We start from the raw sequence: 20899 nt of genomic DNA, 5'->3' as shown, positions 1-20899 counted from the left end.
GACGGGCAGTGCCAACCGGAAAGGCCCGTCGATGACCATCCACATGGACCGCAGCGCCGCCGGCACCGAGCCGCGCCTTCATCCGGCCGCCGCCGCACTTCTGGAAAACACGCCGACGCCCGAAGCGGTCGACCGCTTTCTGGCCGACCACGACTTTCCCCTGGTCGAGCCGGGGTCGGCACTGTTTGCCTGGCGCGGCCATGCCGACGCAGTGGCGATGGTGCGCTGGATCCACGCAGGGATCGACCGTGCCGCCTTCTGGCGCGTGCCGGACACCGACCTGTGGCTCCTGGTCCTCGCCGTGGAGGATGGCGGCCGCTTCGAGTACAAGCTTGCCATCCGCTATGGGGATCACGAAGAGTGGCAGCTCGACCAGCTCAACCCCGAGCGCGCCGCCGACCCCTTTGGCGAAAACTCCGCCTGCCGCACCTACGGCTATGCCCGGCCGGCGTGGACGGAGGACCACGGCGCCCCGCGCGGCATCATCGCGCCGTTCGAGGTGCAGAGCGAGACGTTCGGCGAGACGCGGCACGAGCGGATCTACCTGCCGCCGAACCACGATCGAGACGCGCCCTACCCCCTCGTCGTCATCCACGACGGGGCAGATTTCGTCACCTACGCCAACCTCTCCATCGCGCTGGACAACCTCATCCATGCCGGCGACATCCCGCCCCTGGTCGCAGCCCTTGTGCAGACCGGCGATCGCATGGGCGAATACCCGAGGGGCCGCCGCCACGCCCGCTACATCGTGACGGAAATGCTGCCGGCGCTGGAAGCGCGGCTGAAACTGGCGGATGACCCGGCAGACCGGGTTCTTCTCGGCGCCAGCCTCGGCGCCGTCGCATCCCTTTCCACAGCATTTCGCTTTCCGGGTGTTTTCGGCGGTCTGATCCTGCAATCGGGCTCGTTCATCCTCGACGAGAAGACCCTGCAATCGCGCGAGCACCCTGTGTTCGTGCGGATCGCCAAGCTGGTTGCCGTGCTGCGCCGGGCGCCCAAGCTCATCGGGACACGCGCCTTCGTTTCAACCGGCGAGCTGGAAGGCCTTGCCGACGAGAACCGGAAGCTGGCCGGCTTGCTGCGCGAACAGGGTGTCGATGTCCGGTTCAAGAGTGCGTGGGACGGGCACCACTGGCACAATTGGCGCGATCAACTGCGCGACGGCTTGATGTGGGCACTGAACCGGTCAGATACTCCCAACTAAATAAAGCGCTCCCTCGCGAGGTTGCGTTGCAAGGGAGAGACTATGGCACAGCGCAACGTCAACATCGGCCTCTCGCTCGGCGCCGATATCTGCTGGCCCATCTGCTACGAAAGCCTCTTCGAGGGTCTGAAGCTTGACGGGATGGCACTGGGTGCCGACCGCCTCGACTTCAACTGCGAACGGGTCACCATCGAGCCGTTCAACCTGCGCCAGCCGGTGAAATACGATGTTGTGATCGACCGCCTGACCCACTGGTACTCCACCAGTCGCGAGTGGATCAAGAAAGCCATCGTCCTCAACGACCTCTACGTCTACAACAACCCGTGGTCGCTCCAGTCCAACGAGAAGCACACCTCGTATTGCGCGATGATGCGCCTCGGCCTCCCCATCCCCAACACATGGCTGATGCCGCCCAAGGCGTACGAGGCGTCCGACGATCTGGAAGCAACGCTGCGCCAATACGCGCGAATGTTCTCGCTGGAGGAGATTGGCGAGAAGATCGGCTACCCGTTCTTCATGAAACCCTACCATGGCGGCGGCTGGAAGGGCGTCTCGAAGATCGACGACGCCGGCGATTTCCAGCGCGACTATGATGCCAGCGGCACCGAGGTGATGAACCTTCAGGCCGCCGTCTTGCCGTTCGAGCGGTTCGTGCGCTGCGTCGGCCTCGGGCCGCAGACCCGCAAGGTCAACTACGACCCCTCCGCCCCGCTCCACGACCGCTACCGCATGGAAACCGGCTTCCTCTCCGCCGAAGACGCGCGGATGCTGGAGAACACCACCCTCACCATCAACGCCTTCTTCGGCTGGGACTTCAACTCCTGCGAAGCCCTCCTCCGAAACGGCACCTGGCACCCGATCGACTTTGCCAACGCCTGCCCCGACAGCCAGGTGACCAGCCTCCATTTCCACTTCCCGTGGCTGATAAAGGCGAACCTCAGATGGTCCATCTTCGCCGCCGCCACCGACAAGAAAATGCGCAAGACGCTGGACTGGGAGCCCTTCTTCGCCGTTGCCGACCGCGACCTGCCGCTCGCCGAACGGCTTGAGGAATACGAGAAGATCGCCCACCAGCGGTTCGAAACCGAGCGATTCCGAGACTTCTGCCGCACCCACCTCAGCCACCTCGACGCGCTCGCCTACGACTTCTTCGGCTCGGCGAAGATGCGCGATGCCGTCCACCAGAAGGTGCGTGCCCTCTTCCCGCCGCACGAGGTGGACGAGTTCACCGAGCTGTTCTTCCAGCGCGTTGAAAAATGGCGCGAAGAGGAAGGCCGCCATGGCGATCAAGACGGCTTCTAGCTGGCATTCGGACCGGATCGGCGAAACCGCCACCCTCATCCGCTGGGGCCATTTCGGCACCCCGGTCCTGCTGTTTCCGACCGCAGGCGGCGATGCTGACGAGGCGGAGCGGATGGGCCTCATCGGCGCGGTCTGGCCTCTGATCGAGGCGGGGCGGATCAAGGTCTACTCGGTCGATTCCATTGCCGGCCGGGCGCTGGCTGCCGGTTGGGGCACGGTGGAACACCGCTGCTGGCTTCTCAACGGCTTCGAGGCGTTCGTGGCCCACGAAGTGGTGCCAGCCATTCATGCCGATTGCGCCACCGACGGGATCGACATCATTGCCGCCGGCGCCTCCATCGGCGCGTTCAAGGCCACGGCGGTCACCTGCCGCTATCCATGGCTGTTTCGCGCCGCCATCGGGATGAGCGGCAGCTACGACCTCGAAACCCTGCTCGGCTTTCGCGGCAATGGCGACTTCTACCTCTCGTCGCCGCTCCTCTTTGCCGAAGGGCTGGAGGGTGAGGCGCTCGCCCTCCTCCGGCGCCGTTTCGTTCTGCTGGCGTTCGGCGAGGGGCGCTGGGAAAGCCCGGACGAGGCATGGCGGCTTGCCGGCATTCTGGGCCGCAAGGGCGTTCCCAACCGCGTCGATTCCTGGGGCCCGCAATACGACCACGACTGGCCCACCTGGCGTGAAATGCTGCCCCGATACCTCAGCGAACTGGCCTGATCCCATGAACGTCATTTTCATCGAGCCATCGTTCCCCAGCAACCAGCGCGAGTTCGTCCGTGCGCTTCACGCTGTCGGTGCCACCGTCCACGGCATCGGAGAGCGGCCTTATGACTGGCTGGACGAGGAAACGCGGCAACGTCTTGCCAGCTACCAGCAGATCGGCGCCGTCACCGACGAGGGTGCGCTGGAATGGGCGGTGCGCAAGGCGCAGGACCAGTTCTGGGTGGACCGGCTCGAAACCGTGATCGAGGCCCATACGCTGCCCGTGGCCAATGTGCGCGAACGCACCGGCATTCCGGGAACCACCGCGCGCACCGCATATCTCTGCCGCGACAAGGTTGCCATGAAGGATGTCTTGCGCGCAGCGGGCGTGCCGACCGCGGCCTCTGCGGGCATTTCGTCTGCCGCAGAGGCGTTCGACTTTGCCGGCGCCTTCGGCTTCCCCGTCATCATCAAGCCGCGCTCTGCAGCCGGCGCCGCCGGCACCTTTCGCGCCCGCGACGCGGCCGAGCTGGAAGACGTGGTGCAACGGTCCGGGCTTGCCGATGGTGTGCCGGCCGCCATCGAGGAGTTCATCGAAGGCCACGAAGGCTTCTACGACACGCTGTGCGTCGGCGGCCGGGTCCAGCACGACTTCATCAGCCACTATTATCCCAACGTGCTGGAAGCCATGCGCACACGCTGGATCTCGCCGCAGATTGTCGCCACCAACCGGATGGACGCCCCCGCCTACGCCGAGGTGAAGGCGATGGGCCAGAAGGTGATCGACGCGCTCGGAATCTGGACCACGGCAACGCACATGGAGTGGTTCTTCGGACCCAGGGGGCTGAAATTTTCCGAAATCGGCTGCCGTCCGCCCGGCGTTGGCCAGTGGGACAGCTACTGCGCCGGCAACGAGTTCGACCTTTACCGCCAGTGGGCGATGGCCGTCTGCCATGGCCGGGTGGATGTCGCCCCCTCACGCCGTTACGCCGCCGGCATCATTGCGCTGCGGCCCGAACGGGACGGGCGGATCACCGGCTACAGCGGCACCGAGGCCATCTGGGACAGATATGGCGACAACATCGTCAGCCACCATTTTCCGCCCCCCGGCACGCCGACACAGGCCGTGGAGGCCGGCTACATGGCCAACGCCTGGGCAAGGGTGCGCCACGAGGACTACGACACCTTGCGCAACATTCTGGACGATATGGGCGAAAGCATAAAAGTTCATGCCGGCTGAAGGTCAGGCGCGGGCGGGCAGCCTGTCCATCAGGTCATTGACCATGCGCAAGACCCATGGTTCCCTTGCCGCGATGGCATTGCCCGCAGAAGGCAGGCCACCGGAGGAACGCGGAGGCCGACACTGACCCCCCTCATTGCGCTGGATGCGATCACCAAGCGCTTCCCCGGCGTCATTGCGCTCGGAAACGCATCGTTCGTCCTCAAACCTGGCGAAGTGCATGCCCTGATGGGCGAGAACGGCGCCGGCAAGTCCACGCTGATGAAGATCGTCTCGGGCATCTATCAGCGCGATGGCGGCACGATGCTGGTCGACGGCAAGCCCGCCAGCATCACCAGCCCGCGCGAGGCGCAGGCCGCCGGCATCTGCATCATTCATCAGGAGCTTGCCCTGATGAACGATCTCACCGCTGCCCAGAACATCTTCATCGGCCGCGAGCCGCGCCGCCGCTTCGGCCGGCTGGACGAGGCTGCGCTGAACCGCGACACCGCGAAGATCTTCGCCTCCATGAACCTCGATCTCGATCCGCGCGTCCGGGTCGGCACCCTCACTATCGCCAAGCAGCAGATGGTGGAGATCGCCAAGGCGCTGTCCTTCCGCTCGCGCGTTCTCATCATGGACGAGCCGACCGCCGCACTGAACGACCGTGAGGTGGAGGAACTCTTCGTCATCATCGGCCGGCTGAAGGCGGAAGGCGTCGGCATCATCTACATCAGCCACAAGATGGACGAGCTGAAGCGCATCGCCGACCGCGTGACCGTGATGCGTGACGGCGAGACCGTGGGCACGGTCGACGCGGCGGAGACGCCGGTTTCCGAAATCATCGCCATGATGGTGGGCCGCACCCTGGCCGACGAAACCGTGAATGTGCCTGACCTGCGCGATGCGTCGATTGCGCTGGACGTGAAGAATCTCTCGCGGGGCAGCGCCATCCGCAATGTCAGCTTCTCGGTGCGCAAGGGCGAGATCCTGGGGTTTGCGGGACTGATGGGCGCCGGCCGCACCGAGGTGGCACGCGCCATCTTCGGGGCCGACCCGCGCGATACCGGGACCATCGCCGTCGATGGCCGAGAGGTCGAGATCAACAGTCCCGCCGACGCAGTTGCAGCCGGGATCGGCTACCTGTCGGAAGATCGCAAGCATTTCGGCCTTGCCACCCCCATGAGCGTGCGCGCCAACATTGCGATGGCGTCCATGGCGCGCTTCACCACCCGGCTCGGGACGCTTGAAGAAAGCGGGATGCGGACGTCGGCGGAGAATTTCATCGAGAAGCTCTCCATCCGCACGCCCTCGGACCGGCAGGAGGTGCGCTACCTCTCCGGCGGCAACCAGCAGAAGGTCGTGATGGCCAAATGGCTGCTGCGGGACAGCGAGATCCTGATTTTCGACGAGCCGACCCGCGGCATCGACGTTGGCGCCAAGGCCGAAATCTACCGCCTTCTCAACGAATTGGCGCGCCAGAGCCGCGCCATCATCGTCATCTCGTCAGACCTGCCGGAGATCCTGCGGCTGTCTCACCGCATTGCGGTGATGTGCGAGGGGCGCCTCACCGGCATCCTGCCCGGCGGCAGCGGCACCACGCAGGAAAAGATCATGCATCTGGCCACAAAGCGCGACGCCGCCATGGCGCCCGATGCCCCAGTCGAGACCGACGCTGCCCCGAAGGAACCTGCATGACGACCACCAACGCCGCCCGCACCGGCGCAGGCGCCCGCCTCCTGTCCGGCGGCGCCTACCAGAAGCTTCTCGCCTTCGCGAGCCTTGTGGCGCTTCTGGTCATCTTCTCGCTCGCCTCCCCCAACTTCATGCAGACGCCGAATATTCTGGCCATCCTGCAGGCCACCAGCGTGAACGGCGTACTGGCCGTGGCGGTGACGCTGGTGATCATCACCGGCGGCATCGACCTTTCGGTCGGCACCATGATGACGTTTTGCGCGGTTCTGACCGGCGTTGTCCTCACCTACTGGGGCATGCCGCTGGCGCTTGGCATCATCACGTCCATCGGCATTGGCGCGCTGTGCGGGGTATGCTCGGGCACTTTTGTCGCCAAGATGAAGATCCCGCCCTTTATCGCAACGCTCGGGATGATGCTGATCCTGAAAGGTCTGGCGCTGGTCATCTCCGGCACCCGGCCGATCTATTTCAACGACACGCCGGGGTTCGACCTCATTGCCCGCGGATCGCTGATTGGCGAGATCTTCCCCGCCGTGCCCATCCCCAACGGGGTTCTCATCTTTTTCCTCGTGGCCGCCGGCACGGCGTACATTCTGGAAAAGACCATTTTGGGCCGGTACACCTTCGCGCTTGGCTCCAACGAGGAGGCCGTGCGCCTTTCCGGCGTCAACGTCGACGCGTGGAAGATCGCGATCTACGCCACCGCGGGCGCCATCGTCGGCATTGCGGGGCTGCTGATTGCCTCGCGGCTCAACTCGGCCCAGCCGGCCCTCGGCCTCGGCTACGAGCTGGAGGCCATTGCCGCCGTGGTGATCGGCGGTACATCGCTTTCGGGCGGGCGCGGGACCATCCTCGGCACGGTCATCGGCGCGCTGATCATGGCGGTCCTCACCAACGGGCTGCGCATCCTTTCGGTGGCGCAGGAGTGGCAGACCGTCGTCACCGGCGCCATCATCATTCTTGCCGTCTACGCGGACCAGGTGCGCCGCCGGACGACATGATCCGCTCAAGACAAAGAAGGCCGCACGAGCCTTCGAGCGACACAACAGGGAGAAACAACCAATGCTGAAACAAATCGTCCTTGCCGCGGTGGGCGCCGCATTCCTGAGCGCCCCCGCCATGGCCCAGGACACGCTTTTCATTCCGCTGATCTCCAAGGGCTTCCAGCACCAGTTCTGGCAGGCCGTGAAACAGGGCGCGGACAAGGCGGCCGACGAGTTCGACGTCAGGGTCACCTTCGAGGGGCCGGACAACGAGACCATGGTCGACCGCCAGATCGACATGCTGGCGGCCGCGCTTGCCAACAACCCGCAGGCGGTGGGCTTTGCCGCGCTCGACAGCCAGGCCGCCATCCCGCTGCTGCGACAGGCCCAGAAGGCCGGCATCCCGGTGATCGCGTTCGACTCCGGCGTCGACAGCGACATTCCGATCACCACCACCTCCACCGACAACGTTGCCGCCGCAGCGCTGGCCGCCGACAAGATGGCCGAGCTGATCGGCAACGCCGGCCAGGTTGCCGTGGTCGCGCACGACCAGACCAGCCGCACCGGCATCGACCGCGTGGACGGGTTCACCAACCGCATGGCGGAAGCGCATCCCGACATCGAGGTGGTGACCGTCCAGTACGGCGGCGGCGACCAGCTCGAATCGACCGAGATCACCAAGGCCATTCTTCAGGGCAACCCGGAAATCAAGGGCATTTTCGGCGCCAACGAGGGGTCTGCCATCGGCGTCGTCAACGGGGTGAGCGAGATGGGGCGCGATAATGTCGTCATCATCGGCTACGATTCCGGCGCGGCGCAGAAGAAAGCGATCCGTGATGGCGTGATGGCAGGCGCCATCACCCAGAACCCGGTGGGCATCGGCTACGAAACGGTGAAGGCTGCCGTGGATGCGATCAGAAATGCCGAAGTGCCGCCCAGCATCGACACCGGCTTCTACTGGTACGACAAGTCCAACATGGATGACCCCGAGATTGCGGCAGTCCTTTACGACTGACCGCAGACCCGCAAGGGAGGGCCGCGCAAGCGCGGCCCTTATTCTTCAAGCCAAAATTGTGCTATGACCTACGCGTCATCTGCTGGTTGGAGCCGTTGCCATGCATGGACCCGAATCCCTCGTCGTCGACCTTGTGGAATGGGTGGCGCGCGGCCCGCGCGCCTACACCGAAGTGATGGACGCCTGGCGAACCTCCTGCCCCCGGCTTCCGGTGTGGGAAGACGCGATGGACCGCGGCCTCGTGCGCCGGGAACGCTCGCGCGAAGGGGTCGCCATGGTGCGCGTCACGGCCGACGGGCTGGCGCTGCTGGCCGACCACGGCAAAGCCCCCCACCAGACCGCCCCGGCCCGGACCGCCACCGCACACAGCTGATCGGCCGGACGCAGGACCGCGCTCCGAGGGCATTTGTGTTGACGGCCGGCCGCCGGGCGCAACCATGTGCGCCGGAAGCGGCCGCCAACACGCTGACCTTGCGCCGGTTTCGCGTGGTGGACCTCAGCGCGCGCGCTGGTATGCACAGCTTGGTCGTCAGCAATGCACCAGCCGGTGTTGCAGCGCACAATCCAAGACGACATCTTGAGCTCACAGGCAGCCGCACGGGTTGCCTCAATCGTCAAGTGAGTCAGGGGAATTGTCATGGTCACACGCGCTCGTACCGCGCCGCATCGTTTTGAAGGTCGCGCCCTTCACCGCTCGTCCGATGGCCTGTTTTCCGACATTGGTGGCGCAATCCGCGCCGGCCGTGAAGCCGAGCGCCTGTTCCAGCTGAGCGAAGCCGAACTGGAACGCCGCGGCCTGTCCCGCAACGAAGTCGTGCACCACGCCTTCCGCGAATATCTCAACCTCACGGTCTGACCCCGCGTCCGACCGACGAGACCCGGCAAGGCCGTCCCTGCGGCCTTGCACGAGGCTTGTCCTGACTGCTCCCATTTGCTGACATCCTCCACACGGACAGTTTATTCGTCCGTGGCGGAAAGCCCGCCTACATTGGCGGCAGGCCCTGATGCCGGATGCAAACGGAGTGATACGATGAACAAGCCCTTTTCGATGACCGCAATTGCCGCTGCCGTGGCCGCTGCAGGCACGCTGGCCGCGACTGCCCCCGCCCATGCCGCAAACGAGAAGTGCTACGGCATCTCTCTCGCTGGTGACAACGATTGCGCGGCGGGCCCCGGCACCACATGCGCCGGCACCTCCAAGGTCGACTATCAGGGCAATGCCTGGACCCTGGTGCCCGAAGGCACCTGCACCGACTATTCCACCACCGCCAGCGCAGAAAAGTTCCAGCTTCCGGCCATGGCCGACGGCGATGCCCGCGAAGGCTCGCTGAAGCCGCTCGACCGCGACGTGCCGTCCGCCTGATGATCTGCCGGACGCAGCAAGGGAAAGCTCCGAGGCGCAGCCCTTCGGGGCAGGGCCGGTGAGCGGCTTTTCCTGCCCGGCCGGCATCCCGGCGCGGGCTGGTGCAGGCTTCAAGCTTGCGCACGCCAACGCCATCCTCGATGCGCCGGATCAGCTTGGCTTTGTGGAGATCCACGCCGAAAACTTCATGGGCGACGGCGGTGTGCCCCATCGCCTCCTCACCGCGGTGCGCGAGCGCCTCCCTGTCTCGCTGCACGGTGTCGGCCTCTCCATCGGTGCCGAAGGCCCGCTCGACAAGGCGCATCTTGCACGCCTTGGCGCTGTCGCCGCCCGGTACGAGCCGGGGCTAGTCTCCGAGCATCTGGCATGGTCCACCCACGACGGCGCCTACTACAACGACCTTCTGCCCCTCCCCTATACCGCCGGAACGCTGGCCCGCGTGGTCTCCCACATCAACGAGGTGCAGGACACGCTTGGCCGCACCATGCTTCTGGAGAACCCGTCCAGCTACCTGGCGTTCGACTCTTCGACCATGGACGAGCTCTCCTTCATGAAGGCCGTCACCCGGCAGACCGGCTGCGGCCTCATTCTCGACGTGAACAACGTCTTCATCTCTGCCGCCAATCTCGGTTTCACTGCGCACGATTATATCGCCGCATTTCCGGTGGAGGCCGTTGGCGAGATCCACCTTGCCGGCCACGCCGAGGACGCCGACGCTACCGGCGCACCGCTCCTGATCGACACGCACGACCGCCCGGTCGCCCCGCCGGTCTGGTCGCTCTACCGCGCGGTTCTGGAACGAACTGGCCGGCCCGTTCCAACCCTTATCGAGTGGGACACCGACATTCCGCCGTTCGAGATTCTGGCGGCCGAAGTGTCCCGCGCCGACCGCATCTTGCAGGCCTGCGCCGCCACCGAGGGCGTCGGCTAAGCCCGTGCAGCGCCCGCCTTCCACACAGGACCGCTTTCTCAAAGCCCTTGCAGGCGGCACGTCGCCGGAAGGCCTCAGCAACGGCAGGGGCCGGCCTGCGCCTGACCGGATGGACGTCTACCGCAACAATGTCGCCGCCTCGCTGCGCGACAGCCTGCGCACCACGTTCGCCACCACCGCGCGCCTGATGGGCGACGCCTTCTTCGACGCCGCCGCCGTGGATTATGCCCGCCAGAGGCCGCCGCAAAGCCCGATCCTGGCCCGCTACGGCGCAACCTTTGCCGACTTTCTGGCCCAGTTGCCGGGGCTCACCGCGTACCCGTTCGTGCCCGAGGTGGGGCGGATCGAGTTCGCCCGCGTCACCGCCTACCATGCCGCGGACGCCGAGCCGCTCGGCGGCGACGCGCTGGCCGACCTTGGCCCCCAGGCGCTGGTCGGCGTGCAGCTCGTGGCGCACCCCGCCACCGCGCTGATCCGCACACCCGCCGGCGGCCTTGCGGCGTTCCAGGCCAACCAGACGCCGCCGCTCGCCCAGACGCCGGCTGCGGCGGCGCTCGTCACCCGCCCCGCCTTCACCGTGCTGACCCGGCCGCTGGACGATGCTGCCGCCACATTTGCCGAAAATCTCCTGCACGGCGCGCCACTTGGCGAAGCGGCGCAGGTGCAGGGACTCGACCTTGCCGGCGCCCTGGCGCAACTGTTGTCGGCCGGGGCGTTTCACACACGCGTCGTTCCCACGGGCTGAAATGCCCCCAATAACCGGATTGCAAGTTTCATGGTCGTCAGGCTGCACAACGCATTTTTTCTCAATCTCCAGCGCTTTCTGGAGGACTGGCTGATCGGCACGATGGGCCGGCTCGTCTTTGCGGGCGTGCTCCTCGTCTATTTCTGGAACAGCGCGATGACCAAGCTCGGCGACGGCCTGATGGGGATCATCAACCTGTCGCCGGGTGCCTACGCGCAGATCCTGCCCAAGGAGATGGAGGCCGTCAGCTACGACCCGTCGCAGCTCGGCGTTCTGGAGCATGTCGTCGTCCATGCCGGGACCTACGCCGAGTTCATCCTCCCCGCGCTGATTGTGGTGGGCCTGTTCACCCGCCTCGCCTCGCTGGGGATGATCGCCTTCATTGCGGTGATGACGTGGACCGACATCACCCAGCACGGCGCCGACGCCGCCACCATCGGCTCGTGGTTCTCGGCCGAATCCGGCTCGGCCATTGCCGACCAGCGGTCGCTCTGGGTGTTCCTCCTCGTCTGCCTGACGCTGAAGGGCGCCGGGCCGCTCTCCCTCGATGCCCTTCTGGGACGGCTGCGAGGCGTCCGGTGAGCTTCGGCTCCGACAACTGGGCGGGCGCCGCCGATGCGGTGATGGCCACGCTGGCCGAGGCCAACGACGGTCAGGCCCCCGCCTATGGCGACGATGCGTGGACCGGCCGCGCGTGCGACCTTCTCAGGCAATGGTTCGAGCGGGACGTGTCGGTGTTCTTCGTGTCCACCGGCACGGCGGCCAATTCGCTGGCGCTTGCGCTTTACAGCAAGCCGGGCGGCGCCGTGATGTGTCATGTCGATGCCCATCTGGCGCGTGACGAGGCCGGTGGCCCGCTTCTTTTCGCCCCCGGCACCCAGCTTGACGTGCTGGATGGCGCGGCAGGCCGGATCACGACCGAAGGGCTCAGCGCGCGGCTGGCGCAATATCCCCCCGGTGTCGTCCACCACGGGCGCCCCGCGGTGGTCTCGATCACGAACGTCAACGAAATCGGCCAGTGCTACACCGCAGCGGACATTGCAGAACTTGCCGCCCTCGCCCACGGGCGTGACTGCGCGCTGCACATGGACGGCGCGCGCTTTGCCAACGCCCTGGCGCACACGGGCGCTGCCCCGGCCGACATCACGTGGCGTGCCGGCGTGGATGTCCTCTCGCTGGGCTTCACCAAGACCGGAGGCTGGGCCGCCGAAGCCGTGGTCCTGTTCGACACGGCCCTGCGCGAAGACGCTGCCTACCGCCACAAGCAGGCAGCGCAACTGTTCTCGAAAAACCGCTTTGCCAGCGCGCAATTCGTGGCGCTCTTGCGGGACAACCATGTGCTTGGCCTTGCCGGCCATGCCAACGCCATGGCCGCACGAATCGCGACCACGCTGGAAGCCAGCGGCGCGGCATCGCTGGTGATGCCGACCCAGTCCAACGAGGTGTTTGCGTTCGTATCCCCCGAAGCTGTGGCGCGGCTCAACGCGGCGGGCATCGTCTGCGCGCCCTACGGGTTCCGCTCAGCCTTCATTCCCGAGCCGCCGCAGGATGGCTGGGAGCTCCGGCGCTTCGTCGCCAGCTTCCGGACGAGTGATGGGGAAATCGACGCGCTCGCGAAGGCACTCGCCGGCTGACAGCCGGTGCCGGCGTCGTTCACGCGATGCCGGCGCCCACCAGCGCCTGCTCGATGCGCTCCACGTCCACCGGGTTGTTCAGCTCCCAGAACGGCCGCCCCTTGGCCTCCACCTCCACGCAGGCGATGGATGCGCCATTTTCCAGAAAGCGCAGCTGCTCCAGCCCCTCGCGCATTTCCAGAATGCCGGGCTCCCAGGACAGATATTGCGACAGCGCCTTGGGCGTGTAGGCATAAAGGCCAACGTGGTGGAACACGGTGCGCGCAGCGGCCTCGCTCTCGATCCCGTCCGCGTAGGGGATCAGCTCCTTGGAGAAATAAAGCGCCCGGTTGTCCCGGTCCATCACCGCCAGCGTCCCGCCAACCCGGCCATTGCGCCGGTCGCTCCGAAAGCGGCTGAGGATCTGCATGTCGCAGCGCAGGACCGGAGTGGCGACGTCTTGCGAGCCGATCCCCGATACCAGCGCCTCCACAAAATCGGGCGGCGTCAGCGGTGCATCCCCTTGCACGTTGATCATCAATTCGGGCGTCGGCGAGATGCGGGACAGAACCTCCGCGCAGCGCTCCGTGCCATTGCGGCATTTGGGGGACGTCATCATCACCTCGGCGCCAAACTGGTTGGCGTGGGCGGCAATGCGCGAATCGTCGGTGGCGACGATCACCCGGTCGATCCCCTTGGCCTCCACGGCGGCAAGGAAGGTGCGCTCCACCAGCGAGCGCGATTTGCCGGTGGCTCCCTTGAGCGCCACAAGCGGCTTGCCGGGATAACGGACAGACTGGTAGCGCGCCGGAATGGCGACGACGACACTCATGGCACGCCTTTCACAAGAACGATTTCGAGCGGCGCTTTGGAACGCCGTGCGGCTTGCTAGCGCCCCCTGCCGCAAAATGAAAGCGGCCCGTCCGCGAGGACGAGCCGCCTTGGTCCGGTCACCCGCTGTAGCGGGCGAGCCGGCCGGTCAGTTGCCGGGAACGCAAGCACAAGCCTGCCGGCAAACCCGTTTCTGCCGTGTTACGATGCGCTGGCGTCGATCGCCTTGGTGCCGCCCTCGATCTGGACAATGCGGGGCTTCTTGGCCTCCGGCACTTCCCGCTTGAGGGAGACGTGGAGCAGGCCGTGATCCAGAGCGGCACCGGTCACGAAAACGTGGTCGGCAAGCTGGAAACGGCGCTCGAACGCACGTGCGGCAATGCCGCGGTACAGCATGTTCTCGTTGTTGTCGTCCGTTTCGGCCTTGGCGCCGGTCACGGTGAGCGTGTTTTCCTTCACCTCGACGGTCAGCTCGTCTTCCTTGAAGCCGGCCACTGCCATGGTGATGCGGTACTCATCGTCGGTCACCCGCTCGATGTTGTAGGGCGGGTAGGACGGGGTCTGGTTGACGCCGGTCTGGTTGTCCAGAAGCGAAAACAGACGGTCGAAACCGACGGTGGAACGGTAAAGTGGGGTGAGATCGAATTGACGCATAGTCGTCCTCCATGAGAAGCAACGGTTGGACACTGCCGGTCTCTGGCCAGTGCCTCGGTTCGTATGCGGCCCCGATACCGGCGACCGCTGACCGAGATTTGGGAGTGGTCTGCCCCGCGTTCAAGGGTAGAATGTGATCATGGCAGAGGGCGTGGAGTTGGCGTGACGAGAGCGGACTGGGGCTCCACGGATCTCGGCGGCACGATCGGGACGCTCCACGCCGGAGCGAAGCTGCGCGTTGCCCATTGGCCGGGCGCAGCGGACGGGCCGGGCACGGTGGTGCTGGTCCAGGGCCGCGGCGAATTCATCGAAATGTACAGCGAGACCATTGCCGATCTCAACGATCGCGGCTTTGCCGTCATCGCGTTTGATTTTCGCGGCCAGGGCGGCTCGGCGCGAAGGGTGCGCACCGGCGGCCACATCGACAGCTACCGCCATTATGTGGAGGACCTGTGTGCCGTGGTCCGCCATGCCGCGCAGCTCGGCCTGCCGCGACCCTACACGCTGCTCGCCCACTCCATGGGCGGCCTTGTCGCCACCCTGGCCACCCCCGTTCTGGCAAGCGAGGTCGACCGCGTCGTCTCCGTCGCCCCGCTGTTCAGGATTGCGCGGCTGCCGATGCCCTCTGGCATGGTTGCCGCGCTCTCGTGGATCGGCGCCCGTGTGGGCCTCTCGCGCACCCTCGTCACCAAAGCGCGGCCGCTCCCGGACATGACGACGTTCGCAGACAACCGGATCACCAGCGATCCGGCACGGTATTCTGCGTTCTGCAAGCTGGCTGCGGACAATCCGGGCCTCATGATCGGCCCGCCGACCTTCGGCTGGCTGAGCGCCACATTCCGCGCCATGGGCCAGGCGCGGCGGATGCAGAACGGCCTTTTGCCGGTGCCATCGCTGTTCATCGCCTGCGGGGCGGACCGTGTGGTTTCGCCCGTCGCCATCGACGTGTTTGCCCGCAACGTCAAAGGCGGCGGGATCGTCATCATGCGCCACGCCCGCCACCAGCTCCTTCTGGAGCGTGACCACCTGCGCAACCTGTTCTTTGCCGCGTTCGATGCGTTCGTCACCAACCAGCCGGCGGACGCAAAACGGAAAAAGGCGCGCCGCGCCGGCCGCGGGCTGAAATTTGTGGTGGGTCGCACCGGCAACCCGGTGCCGCCCCGTGCGTCGCTTCCCCAAAGTGGCGATGAATTGCCGCTGGCGCCGCTGCCGCAGGCAGAACCTGCCGCAACTGTGGCGGCGATCGACCCGCAACCGGCGGTGCAGGCAGCACCCGATACCGGCGATGCCGACGCCGCAGCCGAGGACATCGGCGACACGTCCGTCGCTGGCCGCTTCGACAACCTGCGCGAGCGGATCGAAGCCGGGCGCAAGCACACAGCGCAACTATCCCGCGTCGATGCCGAAACGGGTGCCGGGACTGCAGAGGCGGAACCGACCGTGCCGGGTCCGCTTCGCACGCGGATTGCGCCGCCACGGCCGGTGAAACGCGGCCGCGGCGCCAAGCCGGCGAGGCGCCGCTGATGGGCGCGTGGGACTTCTTCGCAAGGGCCGTGCAGAGCATGGGCGCAGCCGGCAGCGAAGCGTTCGACCGGCTGCGCGGCGCCGTCGGCACCGGACCGCAGGCGCGCGAAGCCGCGTTCTCCATGGCCGTGGTGGCGCTGGCGGCCAAGATGGCCCGCGCGGACGGTGTGGTCACAATGTCGGAGGCCACCACCTTCTGGAGCCGGTTCGACGTGCCGCCCGATGCCGTCAAGCCGATCCGCCGGCTGTTCGAGCTTGCCCAGCAGGACGTTGCCGGCTTCGAGGCCTACGCCCAGAAGATCGCGGACCTCTTCCCCGACGACGACGCGGTGCGCGAGGACATTCTGGATATCCTCTTCACCATCGCGGCCGCCGATGGCGTGCTCCACGAGGCCGAGGATGCCTTCCTTACGCGCGTTGCGGAGATATTCGCGCTGGACGGGGTGCGCGTGAACCGCGTCAAGGCGCGCCACCTCAGCCCGGACGGCGACCCCTACGCTCTCCTCGGCGTCAGCCCCAACATGCCGCTGGATGAGATCCGGCGCAAATGGCGCGAACTTGTCACCGAACATCACCCCGACATGCTGATCGCGCGCGGTGTGCCGCCCGAGTTCGTGAAGATCGCGAACGACCGGCTGGCCGTCATCAACGCCGCCTACGAGGCGATCGTCCGCCACGCGGAATGAGTGTGCCGGTCTTCGTCCCCTCCCCCAATTTCGACGTGCGCTCCGGCCCGCCGGACATGGTGGTCCTCCATTATACCGACATGGAAGACGCTGCCGGCGCGCAGGCTTGGCTGTGCAACCCGGAAAGCCGGGTCAGCGCCCACTACCTCATCGGCGCAGACGGCAAGGTGACGCAGATGGTGCGTGAGGAAGACCGCGCCTGGCACGCCGGTGTCTCGCACTGGGACGGCTCCAGCGACGTCAACAGCCGCAGCATCGGCATCGAGCTCGACAGTCCGGGCCACCGGCCGGGCCCACCGAGCTTTCCCGCTGCGCAAATGGCGGCGCTCCTCACCCTGCTTGAAGCGATATGTTCTCGGTGGAGTATTGCACCGCGCAACGTGGTGGCCCACTCGGACGTGGCGCCGCTGCGCAAGATCGACCCGGGCGAAGGCTTTCCATGGTCGCAGCTGATCGAGGCCGGGCTGGCGCTGGGGGTGAAGGCCGTCCCCCCGGCTGACGACGTCACGGCGCCCTCGCTGTTCGCGGCATTGAACCGGTGCGGCTATAAAATGCCGGACGATGATGCCGAGGCCGCGGCGCTGGTGCGCGCCTTTCACCGGCGGATGCGGCCGGATGCCGTGGATGCCCAAGCCGACGGGCTCACGCTGGCGCTTGCCCGCGCCTTTGCCGATGCGGTGGCTGCCGATCGGGCAGCCGATCCGCACCGCTGACTTACTGGCGGCGCAGGTCCGACAGGAACTGGTTGGAGGCGAACCCGTCGGGAATGGCGCCGGCCTTCTTCTGGTAGTTGCGGATCGCCTTGCGCGTATTGGGGCCAACGCTGCCGTCGATCCCGCCGGTGGGGAACCCGCGCCGCGTCAGGATCGACTGCATTTCGCGCACTTCGGCGCGAGACAGCGGACGTTCGTTGCGCGGCCAGCTCTGTGAAAAATCACCGCCGCCCACAATCCGGTCCGCCAGATGCCCGACGCCCAGCGCGTAGGCATCGGCGTTGTTGTAGCGCTTGATGACATCGAAGTTCTTCAGCATCAGGAACGCAGGTCCCTTCGCCCCGGCAGGATAGTAGAGATAGGCCTGATCGGACGGGCGCGGCCAGGGCCGTCCATTGGTGCGCTTGATGCCGAGGCTCGACCATTCGCGCAGCGAGCGCTTCTTCTTGCCGTCGGCCTTCGAGTGGTCGAAGTTCGATGGGATCGCCACCTCGTAGCCCCAGGTCTGCTGGTAGTTCCAGCCGGCTTTCTTGAGGTAGTTGGCGGTGGAGGCAAACGCATCGGGGATCGAGCGCCAGATGTCGCGCTTGCCGTCGCCATCAAAGTCAGCAGCGTAGGCCTGCCAGCTTGTGGGAATGAACTGCGTGTGGCCCATCGCGGCGCCCCAGGACGAGTTCATCTTGTTCAGCGGAACGTGGCCGTCCTGCGCGATCTTCAGCGCAGCGGCAAACTGCTTGGTCCAGAAGGTGTTACGGCGGCCGCCCATGCAGGCCAGCGTCGCTGCTGCCTGCACCGCGTTGTGGTCGCCCATGTAGGAGCCGTAGCTGGTCTCCATCCCCCAGATCGCCAGCACCACTTCCGGGTCGACCTGGTAGCGCGCGCCAATCTGCTTCAGCGTCGAACCGTGCTTGCGCAGCATCTGCCTGCCGGTGGAAACGCGCTTGTCGCTGACGGCCGTATCCAGATATTCCCAGATCGGCTTGACGAATTCGGCCTGCTTGTTGGCGAATTTCAGCGTGGTCTTGTCGGGCCGGAGATTGCGGGTCGCCGCGTCGAATGTGGCGCGGCTGACGCCTGCACTGCGCGCCGCGGACCATTTGCCGGCAACGCAATTGGAAAACGCGTCCGCGGCTGCCGGACGTACATTGGTGAGCGTTCCAGCCCCCAACGTGATGGCGGCAAGAGCCGCGCCCCCCGCAAGGCGCAAAATCGTCGATCTGGCGAACATCGCTGCGCAACTCCAAAATAACGTCAAACGAACTTGTTGTCGTAAATTGGTTGAAAGTGCCTTTACCAAAACGGGGCACGGAATGCGAACTTCGCCGTACCTCGCCTTGTCAGACGCCGCGCACTCGCAAGAATGCGCGCCAAATCATGTCTCTAGCCCTCCGCACTGCGGCTTTTGCGGGAGGCTGCATCCGCAATGGCAATGGCCGTCAGGTTCAAAATGCCGCGGGCGGTGGTGGACTGGGTGGTGATGTGCGCCGAAAGGCGGGTGCCCAGAAGGATCGGGCCGACGTGCAGCGCGTCGGTCACGCCCTGAAGCAGCGTCATCGCGATGTGCGCCGAATCGATGTTGGGGAAGACCAGGAGGTTGGCGCTCCCCGTCAGCGGACTATCGGGCATCGCGCGGTTGCGCACGCTCTCGATCAGCGCATCCTCACCGTTCATCTCGCCGTCCACCTCCAGATCCGGCGCCAGCTTGCGCAAGATGGCGAGCGCCTCGCGCATCTGCACAGCCGAGGCGACGTCACGCGAGCCGAAGTGCGACGCCGACAGGAGCGCCACCCGCGGCGTGATGCCGAACGCGCGCACCTTTTCGGCCGCGAGCATTGTCATCTCGGCAATTTGCTTGGGCGACGGGTGGTCGCTGACCATGGTATCCACCAGGAACAGTGTTTCCCGGTCCGACAGGAGCAGCGAGAGGGCGGCAAGGTTGCTCACGCCCTCCTCCACGCCAATCACCTGCGCAATGGCCTTCACGTGGGACTTGTAGGAGCCTTCGGCGCCGCAGATCAGCGCATCGGCCTCGCCGCGCAGCACCGCGAGCGCGCCGATCACGGTGGTGTTGGTGCGCACCACGGTGCGCGCTGCGCTGGGCGTCACCCCCTTGCGGCCGACGAGGCCGAAATACTCGTCCACGTACTCGCGGTAGCGGGGATCGTCTTCGGGGTCGATCTGCTCGGCGTCGTGCGGCACGCGGGTGAGCCCGGCACGTTCGGCCCGCGCTTCCATGACCCGGCGGCGACCGATGAGCACGGGCGTGCCGAAGCCCTCCTCCAGCAAGATCTCCGCAGCGCGCAGCACGCGCTCGTCCTCGGCTTCGGCGAACACGATGCGGTTGGTGCTGTTGGCCGCGGCAGCCGAGGCGAACAGCGGCTTCATGATGGAGCCGGAGCGGAACACGAAGCGGGCAAGACGCTCGCTGTAGGCCGCCATGTCCGCGATGGGCCGCTGGGCAACGCCGGTCTCGGCCGCAGCCTTGGCGACGGCCGGTGCAATGCGCAGGATCAGCCGCGGGTCGAACGGCGCCGGGATGAGATATTCCGGCCCGAACGTCGAGACGACACCGCCGTAGGCCCGCGCGACTTCCTCGGTCGGCCGCTCGCGCGCCAGCGAGGCGATGGCCTCGACGGCGGCGAGCTTCATCTCTTCGTTGATCGCCGTCGCGCCGGCATCCAGCGCGCCCCGGAAGAGGTAGGGGAAGCAGATGACGTTGTTGACCTGGTTGGGGAAATCGGACCGGCCGGTGCAGATCAGCGCATCCGGGCGGATTTCCTTCACGAGGTCAGGCATGATTTCGGGCGTGGGGTTGGCGAGCGCCAGAACCATCGGCCGCTCGGCCATGTCCTTGACCATCTCCGGCTTCACGATGCCGGCGGCGGACAGGCCGAGGAAAATGTCGGCCCCCACCATCGCTTCACGCAGCGTACGCAGCTCCGTGGTGCGCGCGAATTTCGCCTTCCACGGGTCCATGCTCTCGTTGCGGCCCTCGTGGACCACGCCGTCAATGTCGGTGACGATGATGTTTTCGAGTTTTGCGCCCAACGACAGAAGTAGGTTGAGGCAGGACAGCGCCGCCGCCCCCGCGCCCGCCGTCACGATGCGCATCTCGCTGAGGTTCTTGCCGGAGATGCGCAGACCGTTGAGGACCGCCGCGGACACGATGATCGCGGTGCCGTGCTGGTCGTCGTGGAAGACGGGGATCGCCATCCGCTTCTTCAGCTCTTCCTCGATGGCAAAGCAGTCCGGCCCGCGAATGTCTTCAAGGTTGATGCCGCCGAAGGACGGTTCGAGCGCTGCCACAATGTCGCAGAATTTCTCGATGTTCGTCTCGTCGACCTCGATGTCGATGCCGTCGATGTTGGCGAACTTCTTGAAGAGGACGGCCTTGCCCTCCATCACCGGCTTGGAGGCCAGCGGCCCGATGGCGCCTAGCCCCAGCACCGCCGTGCCGTTGGTGATGACGGCGACCACGTTGCCGCGCGCGGTATAGTCGAGCGCGGTCAGCGGATCGCGCGCAATTTCGAGGCAGGGCGCGGCGACGCCCGGCGAGTAGGCCAGCGAGAGATCGCGCTGGGTGGCCAGCGGCTTCGTGGCCTTGATCTCTAGCTTTCCGGCAGGCTCCCGGCTGTGATAGGCGAGCGCGGCAAGGTCGAGTGCGGTGGGCTGGTCGGTCATGGCGGTCCTCGTGCACCTCTGGAGTATGGGCGGAGCAGGCCGAGAG

At 66.2% G+C, this 20899-nt stretch carries 21 protein-coding genes; 17 read left to right on the top strand and 4 right to left on the bottom strand.

The window, feature by feature from the left end:
• The first annotated feature begins 31 nt into the window (after window positions 1-31).
• From RDV64_RS14615 to RDV64_RS14550, 14 genes are all read left to right on the top strand, one after another.
• Entirely contained in the window at window positions 32-1204 is a 1173-nt protein-coding gene (locus tag RDV64_RS14615) for an alpha/beta hydrolase-fold protein (protein ID WP_309195655.1), read from the top strand.
• Window positions 1205-1246: 42 nt separating this feature from the next.
• Window positions 1247-2506 carry a hypothetical protein gene (locus tag RDV64_RS14610; RefSeq protein ID WP_309195654.1) on the top strand — a complete coding sequence of 420 codons (1260 nt, stop codon included), beginning with the start codon at window positions 1247-1249 and terminating at the stop codon, window positions 2504-2506.
• Window positions 2484-3215: an alpha/beta hydrolase-fold protein gene (locus RDV64_RS14605; RefSeq protein WP_309195653.1), complete on the top strand. Its 732-nt coding sequence runs from the start codon at window positions 2484-2486 to the stop codon at window positions 3213-3215. Before RDV64_RS14610 ends, RDV64_RS14605 begins: the two co-directional genes overlap by 23 nt.
• 4 nt (window positions 3216-3219) lie before the next feature.
• Window positions 3220-4440, top strand: a complete 1221-nt coding sequence (locus RDV64_RS14600; protein WP_309195652.1) for an ATP-grasp domain-containing protein — start codon at window positions 3220-3222, stop codon at window positions 4438-4440.
• 123 nt (window positions 4441-4563) lie between these two features.
• Complete coding sequence (locus RDV64_RS14595) at window positions 4564-6117, top strand: sugar ABC transporter ATP-binding protein (protein ID WP_309199515.1); 1554 nt, start codon at window positions 4564-4566, stop codon at window positions 6115-6117.
• A complete protein-coding gene (locus RDV64_RS14590; RefSeq protein ID WP_309195651.1) occupies window positions 6114-7115 on the top strand; it encodes an ABC transporter permease in 1002 nt (333 codons plus the stop codon). Before RDV64_RS14595 ends, RDV64_RS14590 begins: the two co-directional genes overlap by 4 nt.
• A 61-nt stretch (window positions 7116-7176) precedes the next feature.
• Complete coding sequence (locus tag RDV64_RS14585; RefSeq protein WP_309195650.1) at window positions 7177-8112, top strand: ABC transporter substrate-binding protein; 936 nt, start codon at window positions 7177-7179, stop codon at window positions 8110-8112.
• A 100-nt stretch (window positions 8113-8212) separates the two neighbouring features.
• Complete coding sequence (locus RDV64_RS14580) at window positions 8213-8485, top strand: hypothetical protein (RefSeq protein WP_309195649.1); 273 nt, start codon at window positions 8213-8215, stop codon at window positions 8483-8485.
• A gap of 264 nt (window positions 8486-8749) precedes the next feature.
• Window positions 8750-8968 carry a hypothetical protein gene (locus RDV64_RS14575; protein ID WP_309195648.1) on the top strand — a complete coding sequence of 73 codons (219 nt, stop codon included), beginning with the start codon at window positions 8750-8752 and terminating at the stop codon, window positions 8966-8968.
• Window positions 8969-9142: 174 nt separating this feature from the next.
• Window positions 9143-9475 (top strand): DUF2282 domain-containing protein, encoded by a 333-nt coding sequence (locus RDV64_RS14570; protein WP_309195647.1) that lies wholly within the window; start codon window positions 9143-9145, stop codon window positions 9473-9475.
• Window positions 9476-9533: 58 nt separating this feature from the next.
• Window positions 9534-10406 carry a DUF692 domain-containing protein gene (locus tag RDV64_RS14565; protein WP_309195646.1) on the top strand — a complete coding sequence of 291 codons (873 nt, stop codon included), beginning with the start codon at window positions 9534-9536 and terminating at the stop codon, window positions 10404-10406.
• 4 nt (window positions 10407-10410) lie between these two features.
• Window positions 10411-11151 carry a DNA-binding domain-containing protein gene (locus tag RDV64_RS14560; protein ID WP_309195645.1) on the top strand — a complete coding sequence of 247 codons (741 nt, stop codon included), beginning with the start codon at window positions 10411-10413 and terminating at the stop codon, window positions 11149-11151.
• Window positions 11152-11181: 30 nt separating this feature from the next.
• Window positions 11182-11733 (top strand): DoxX family protein, encoded by a 552-nt coding sequence (locus RDV64_RS14555; protein WP_309195644.1) that lies wholly within the window; start codon window positions 11182-11184, stop codon window positions 11731-11733.
• Complete coding sequence (locus tag RDV64_RS14550) at window positions 11730-12785, top strand: beta-eliminating lyase-related protein (RefSeq protein ID WP_309195643.1); 1056 nt, start codon at window positions 11730-11732, stop codon at window positions 12783-12785. Before RDV64_RS14555 ends, RDV64_RS14550 begins: the two co-directional genes overlap by 4 nt.
• Window positions 12786-12804: 19 nt before the next feature.
• Here the strand turns inward: RDV64_RS14550 and RDV64_RS14545 are convergent, their stop codons facing one another.
• A complete protein-coding gene (locus tag RDV64_RS14545) occupies window positions 12805-13596 on the bottom strand; it encodes a manno-octulosonate cytidylyltransferase (RefSeq protein WP_309195642.1) in 792 nt (263 codons plus the stop codon).
• Between the two features lie 200 nt (window positions 13597-13796).
• Entirely contained in the window at window positions 13797-14249 is a 453-nt protein-coding gene (locus tag RDV64_RS14540; RefSeq protein WP_309195641.1) for an Hsp20 family protein, read from the bottom strand.
• A 162-nt stretch (window positions 14250-14411) separates the two neighbouring features.
• Here RDV64_RS14540 and RDV64_RS14535 point away from each other — a divergent pair, with 162 nt between their 5' ends.
• Genes RDV64_RS14535 through RDV64_RS14525 form a run of 3 tightly spaced genes read left to right on the top strand, consistent with a single transcriptional unit; the run spans window position 14412 to window position 17172 of the window.
• Entirely contained in the window at window positions 14412-15773 is a 1362-nt protein-coding gene (locus tag RDV64_RS14535) for an alpha/beta fold hydrolase (RefSeq protein ID WP_309195640.1), read from the top strand.
• Window positions 15773-16459: a DnaJ family molecular chaperone gene (locus tag RDV64_RS14530; RefSeq protein WP_309195639.1), complete on the top strand. Its 687-nt coding sequence runs from the start codon at window positions 15773-15775 to the stop codon at window positions 16457-16459. The genes RDV64_RS14535 and RDV64_RS14530 overlap by 1 nt, the downstream gene beginning before the upstream one ends.
• A gap of 2 nt (window positions 16460-16461) precedes the next feature.
• Window positions 16462-17172 (top strand): N-acetylmuramoyl-L-alanine amidase, encoded by a 711-nt coding sequence (locus tag RDV64_RS14525; RefSeq protein ID WP_309195638.1) that lies wholly within the window; start codon window positions 16462-16464, stop codon window positions 17170-17172.
• A 1-nt stretch (window position 17173) separates the two neighbouring features.
• Here the strand turns inward: RDV64_RS14525 and RDV64_RS14520 are convergent, their stop codons facing one another.
• Together RDV64_RS14520 and RDV64_RS14515 are read right to left on the bottom strand one after the other, a co-directional pair.
• Entirely contained in the window at window positions 17174-18400 is a 1227-nt protein-coding gene (locus RDV64_RS14520; protein ID WP_309195637.1) for a lytic murein transglycosylase, read from the bottom strand.
• 152 nt (window positions 18401-18552) lie between these two features.
• Entirely contained in the window at window positions 18553-20853 is a 2301-nt protein-coding gene (locus RDV64_RS14515) for an NADP-dependent malic enzyme (RefSeq protein ID WP_309195636.1), read from the bottom strand.
• Window positions 20854-20899: the final 46 nt, after the last annotated feature.

The organism is Acuticoccus sp. MNP-M23 (assembly GCF_031195445.1).
Taxonomy (GTDB): Bacteria; Pseudomonadota; Alphaproteobacteria; order Rhizobiales; family Amorphaceae; genus Acuticoccus.
Note: the sequence above shows the minus strand (reverse complement) of the source record. Positions and strands in the feature narration are given on the sequence as shown.

What these genes read in the sequence shown, in the direction of transcription:
- RDV64_RS14570 (WP_309195647.1), top strand. Translation starts at nt 9,143, where the DNA reads ATGAACAAGCCCTTTTCGATGACCGCAATTGCCGCTGCCGTGGCCGCT.
- RDV64_RS14610 (WP_309195654.1), top strand. Translation starts at nt 1,247, where the DNA reads ATGGCACAGCGCAACGTCAACATCGGCCTCTCGCTCGGCGCCGATATC.
- RDV64_RS14580 (WP_309195649.1), top strand. Translation starts at nt 8,213, where the DNA reads ATGCATGGACCCGAATCCCTCGTCGTCGACCTTGTGGAATGGGTGGCG.
- RDV64_RS14530 (WP_309195639.1), top strand. Translation starts at nt 15,773, where the DNA reads ATGGGCGCGTGGGACTTCTTCGCAAGGGCCGTGCAGAGCATGGGCGCA.
- RDV64_RS14600 (WP_309195652.1), top strand. Translation starts at nt 3,220, where the DNA reads ATGAACGTCATTTTCATCGAGCCATCGTTCCCCAGCAACCAGCGCGAG.
- RDV64_RS14545 (WP_309195642.1), bottom strand. Translation starts at nt 13,596, where the DNA reads ATGAGTGTCGTCGTCGCCATTCCGGCGCGCTACCAGTCTGTCCGTTAT.
- RDV64_RS14540 (WP_309195641.1), bottom strand. Translation starts at nt 14,249, where the DNA reads ATGCGTCAATTCGATCTCACCCCACTTTACCGTTCCACCGTCGGTTTC.
- RDV64_RS14520 (WP_309195637.1), bottom strand. Translation starts at nt 18,400, where the DNA reads ATGTTCGCCAGATCGACGATTTTGCGCCTTGCGGGGGGCGCGGCTCTT.
- RDV64_RS14575 (WP_309195648.1), top strand. Translation starts at nt 8,750, where the DNA reads ATGGTCACACGCGCTCGTACCGCGCCGCATCGTTTTGAAGGTCGCGCC.
- RDV64_RS14515 (WP_309195636.1), bottom strand. Translation starts at nt 20,853, where the DNA reads ATGACCGACCAGCCCACCGCACTCGACCTTGCCGCGCTCGCCTATCAC.
- RDV64_RS14555 (WP_309195644.1), top strand. Translation starts at nt 11,182, where the DNA reads ATGGTCGTCAGGCTGCACAACGCATTTTTTCTCAATCTCCAGCGCTTT.
- RDV64_RS14590 (WP_309195651.1), top strand. Translation starts at nt 6,114, where the DNA reads ATGACGACCACCAACGCCGCCCGCACCGGCGCAGGCGCCCGCCTCCTG.
- RDV64_RS14615 (WP_309195655.1), top strand. Translation starts at nt 32, where the DNA reads ATGACCATCCACATGGACCGCAGCGCCGCCGGCACCGAGCCGCGCCTT.
- RDV64_RS14605 (WP_309195653.1), top strand. Translation starts at nt 2,484, where the DNA reads ATGGCGATCAAGACGGCTTCTAGCTGGCATTCGGACCGGATCGGCGAA.
- RDV64_RS14585 (WP_309195650.1), top strand. Translation starts at nt 7,177, where the DNA reads ATGCTGAAACAAATCGTCCTTGCCGCGGTGGGCGCCGCATTCCTGAGC.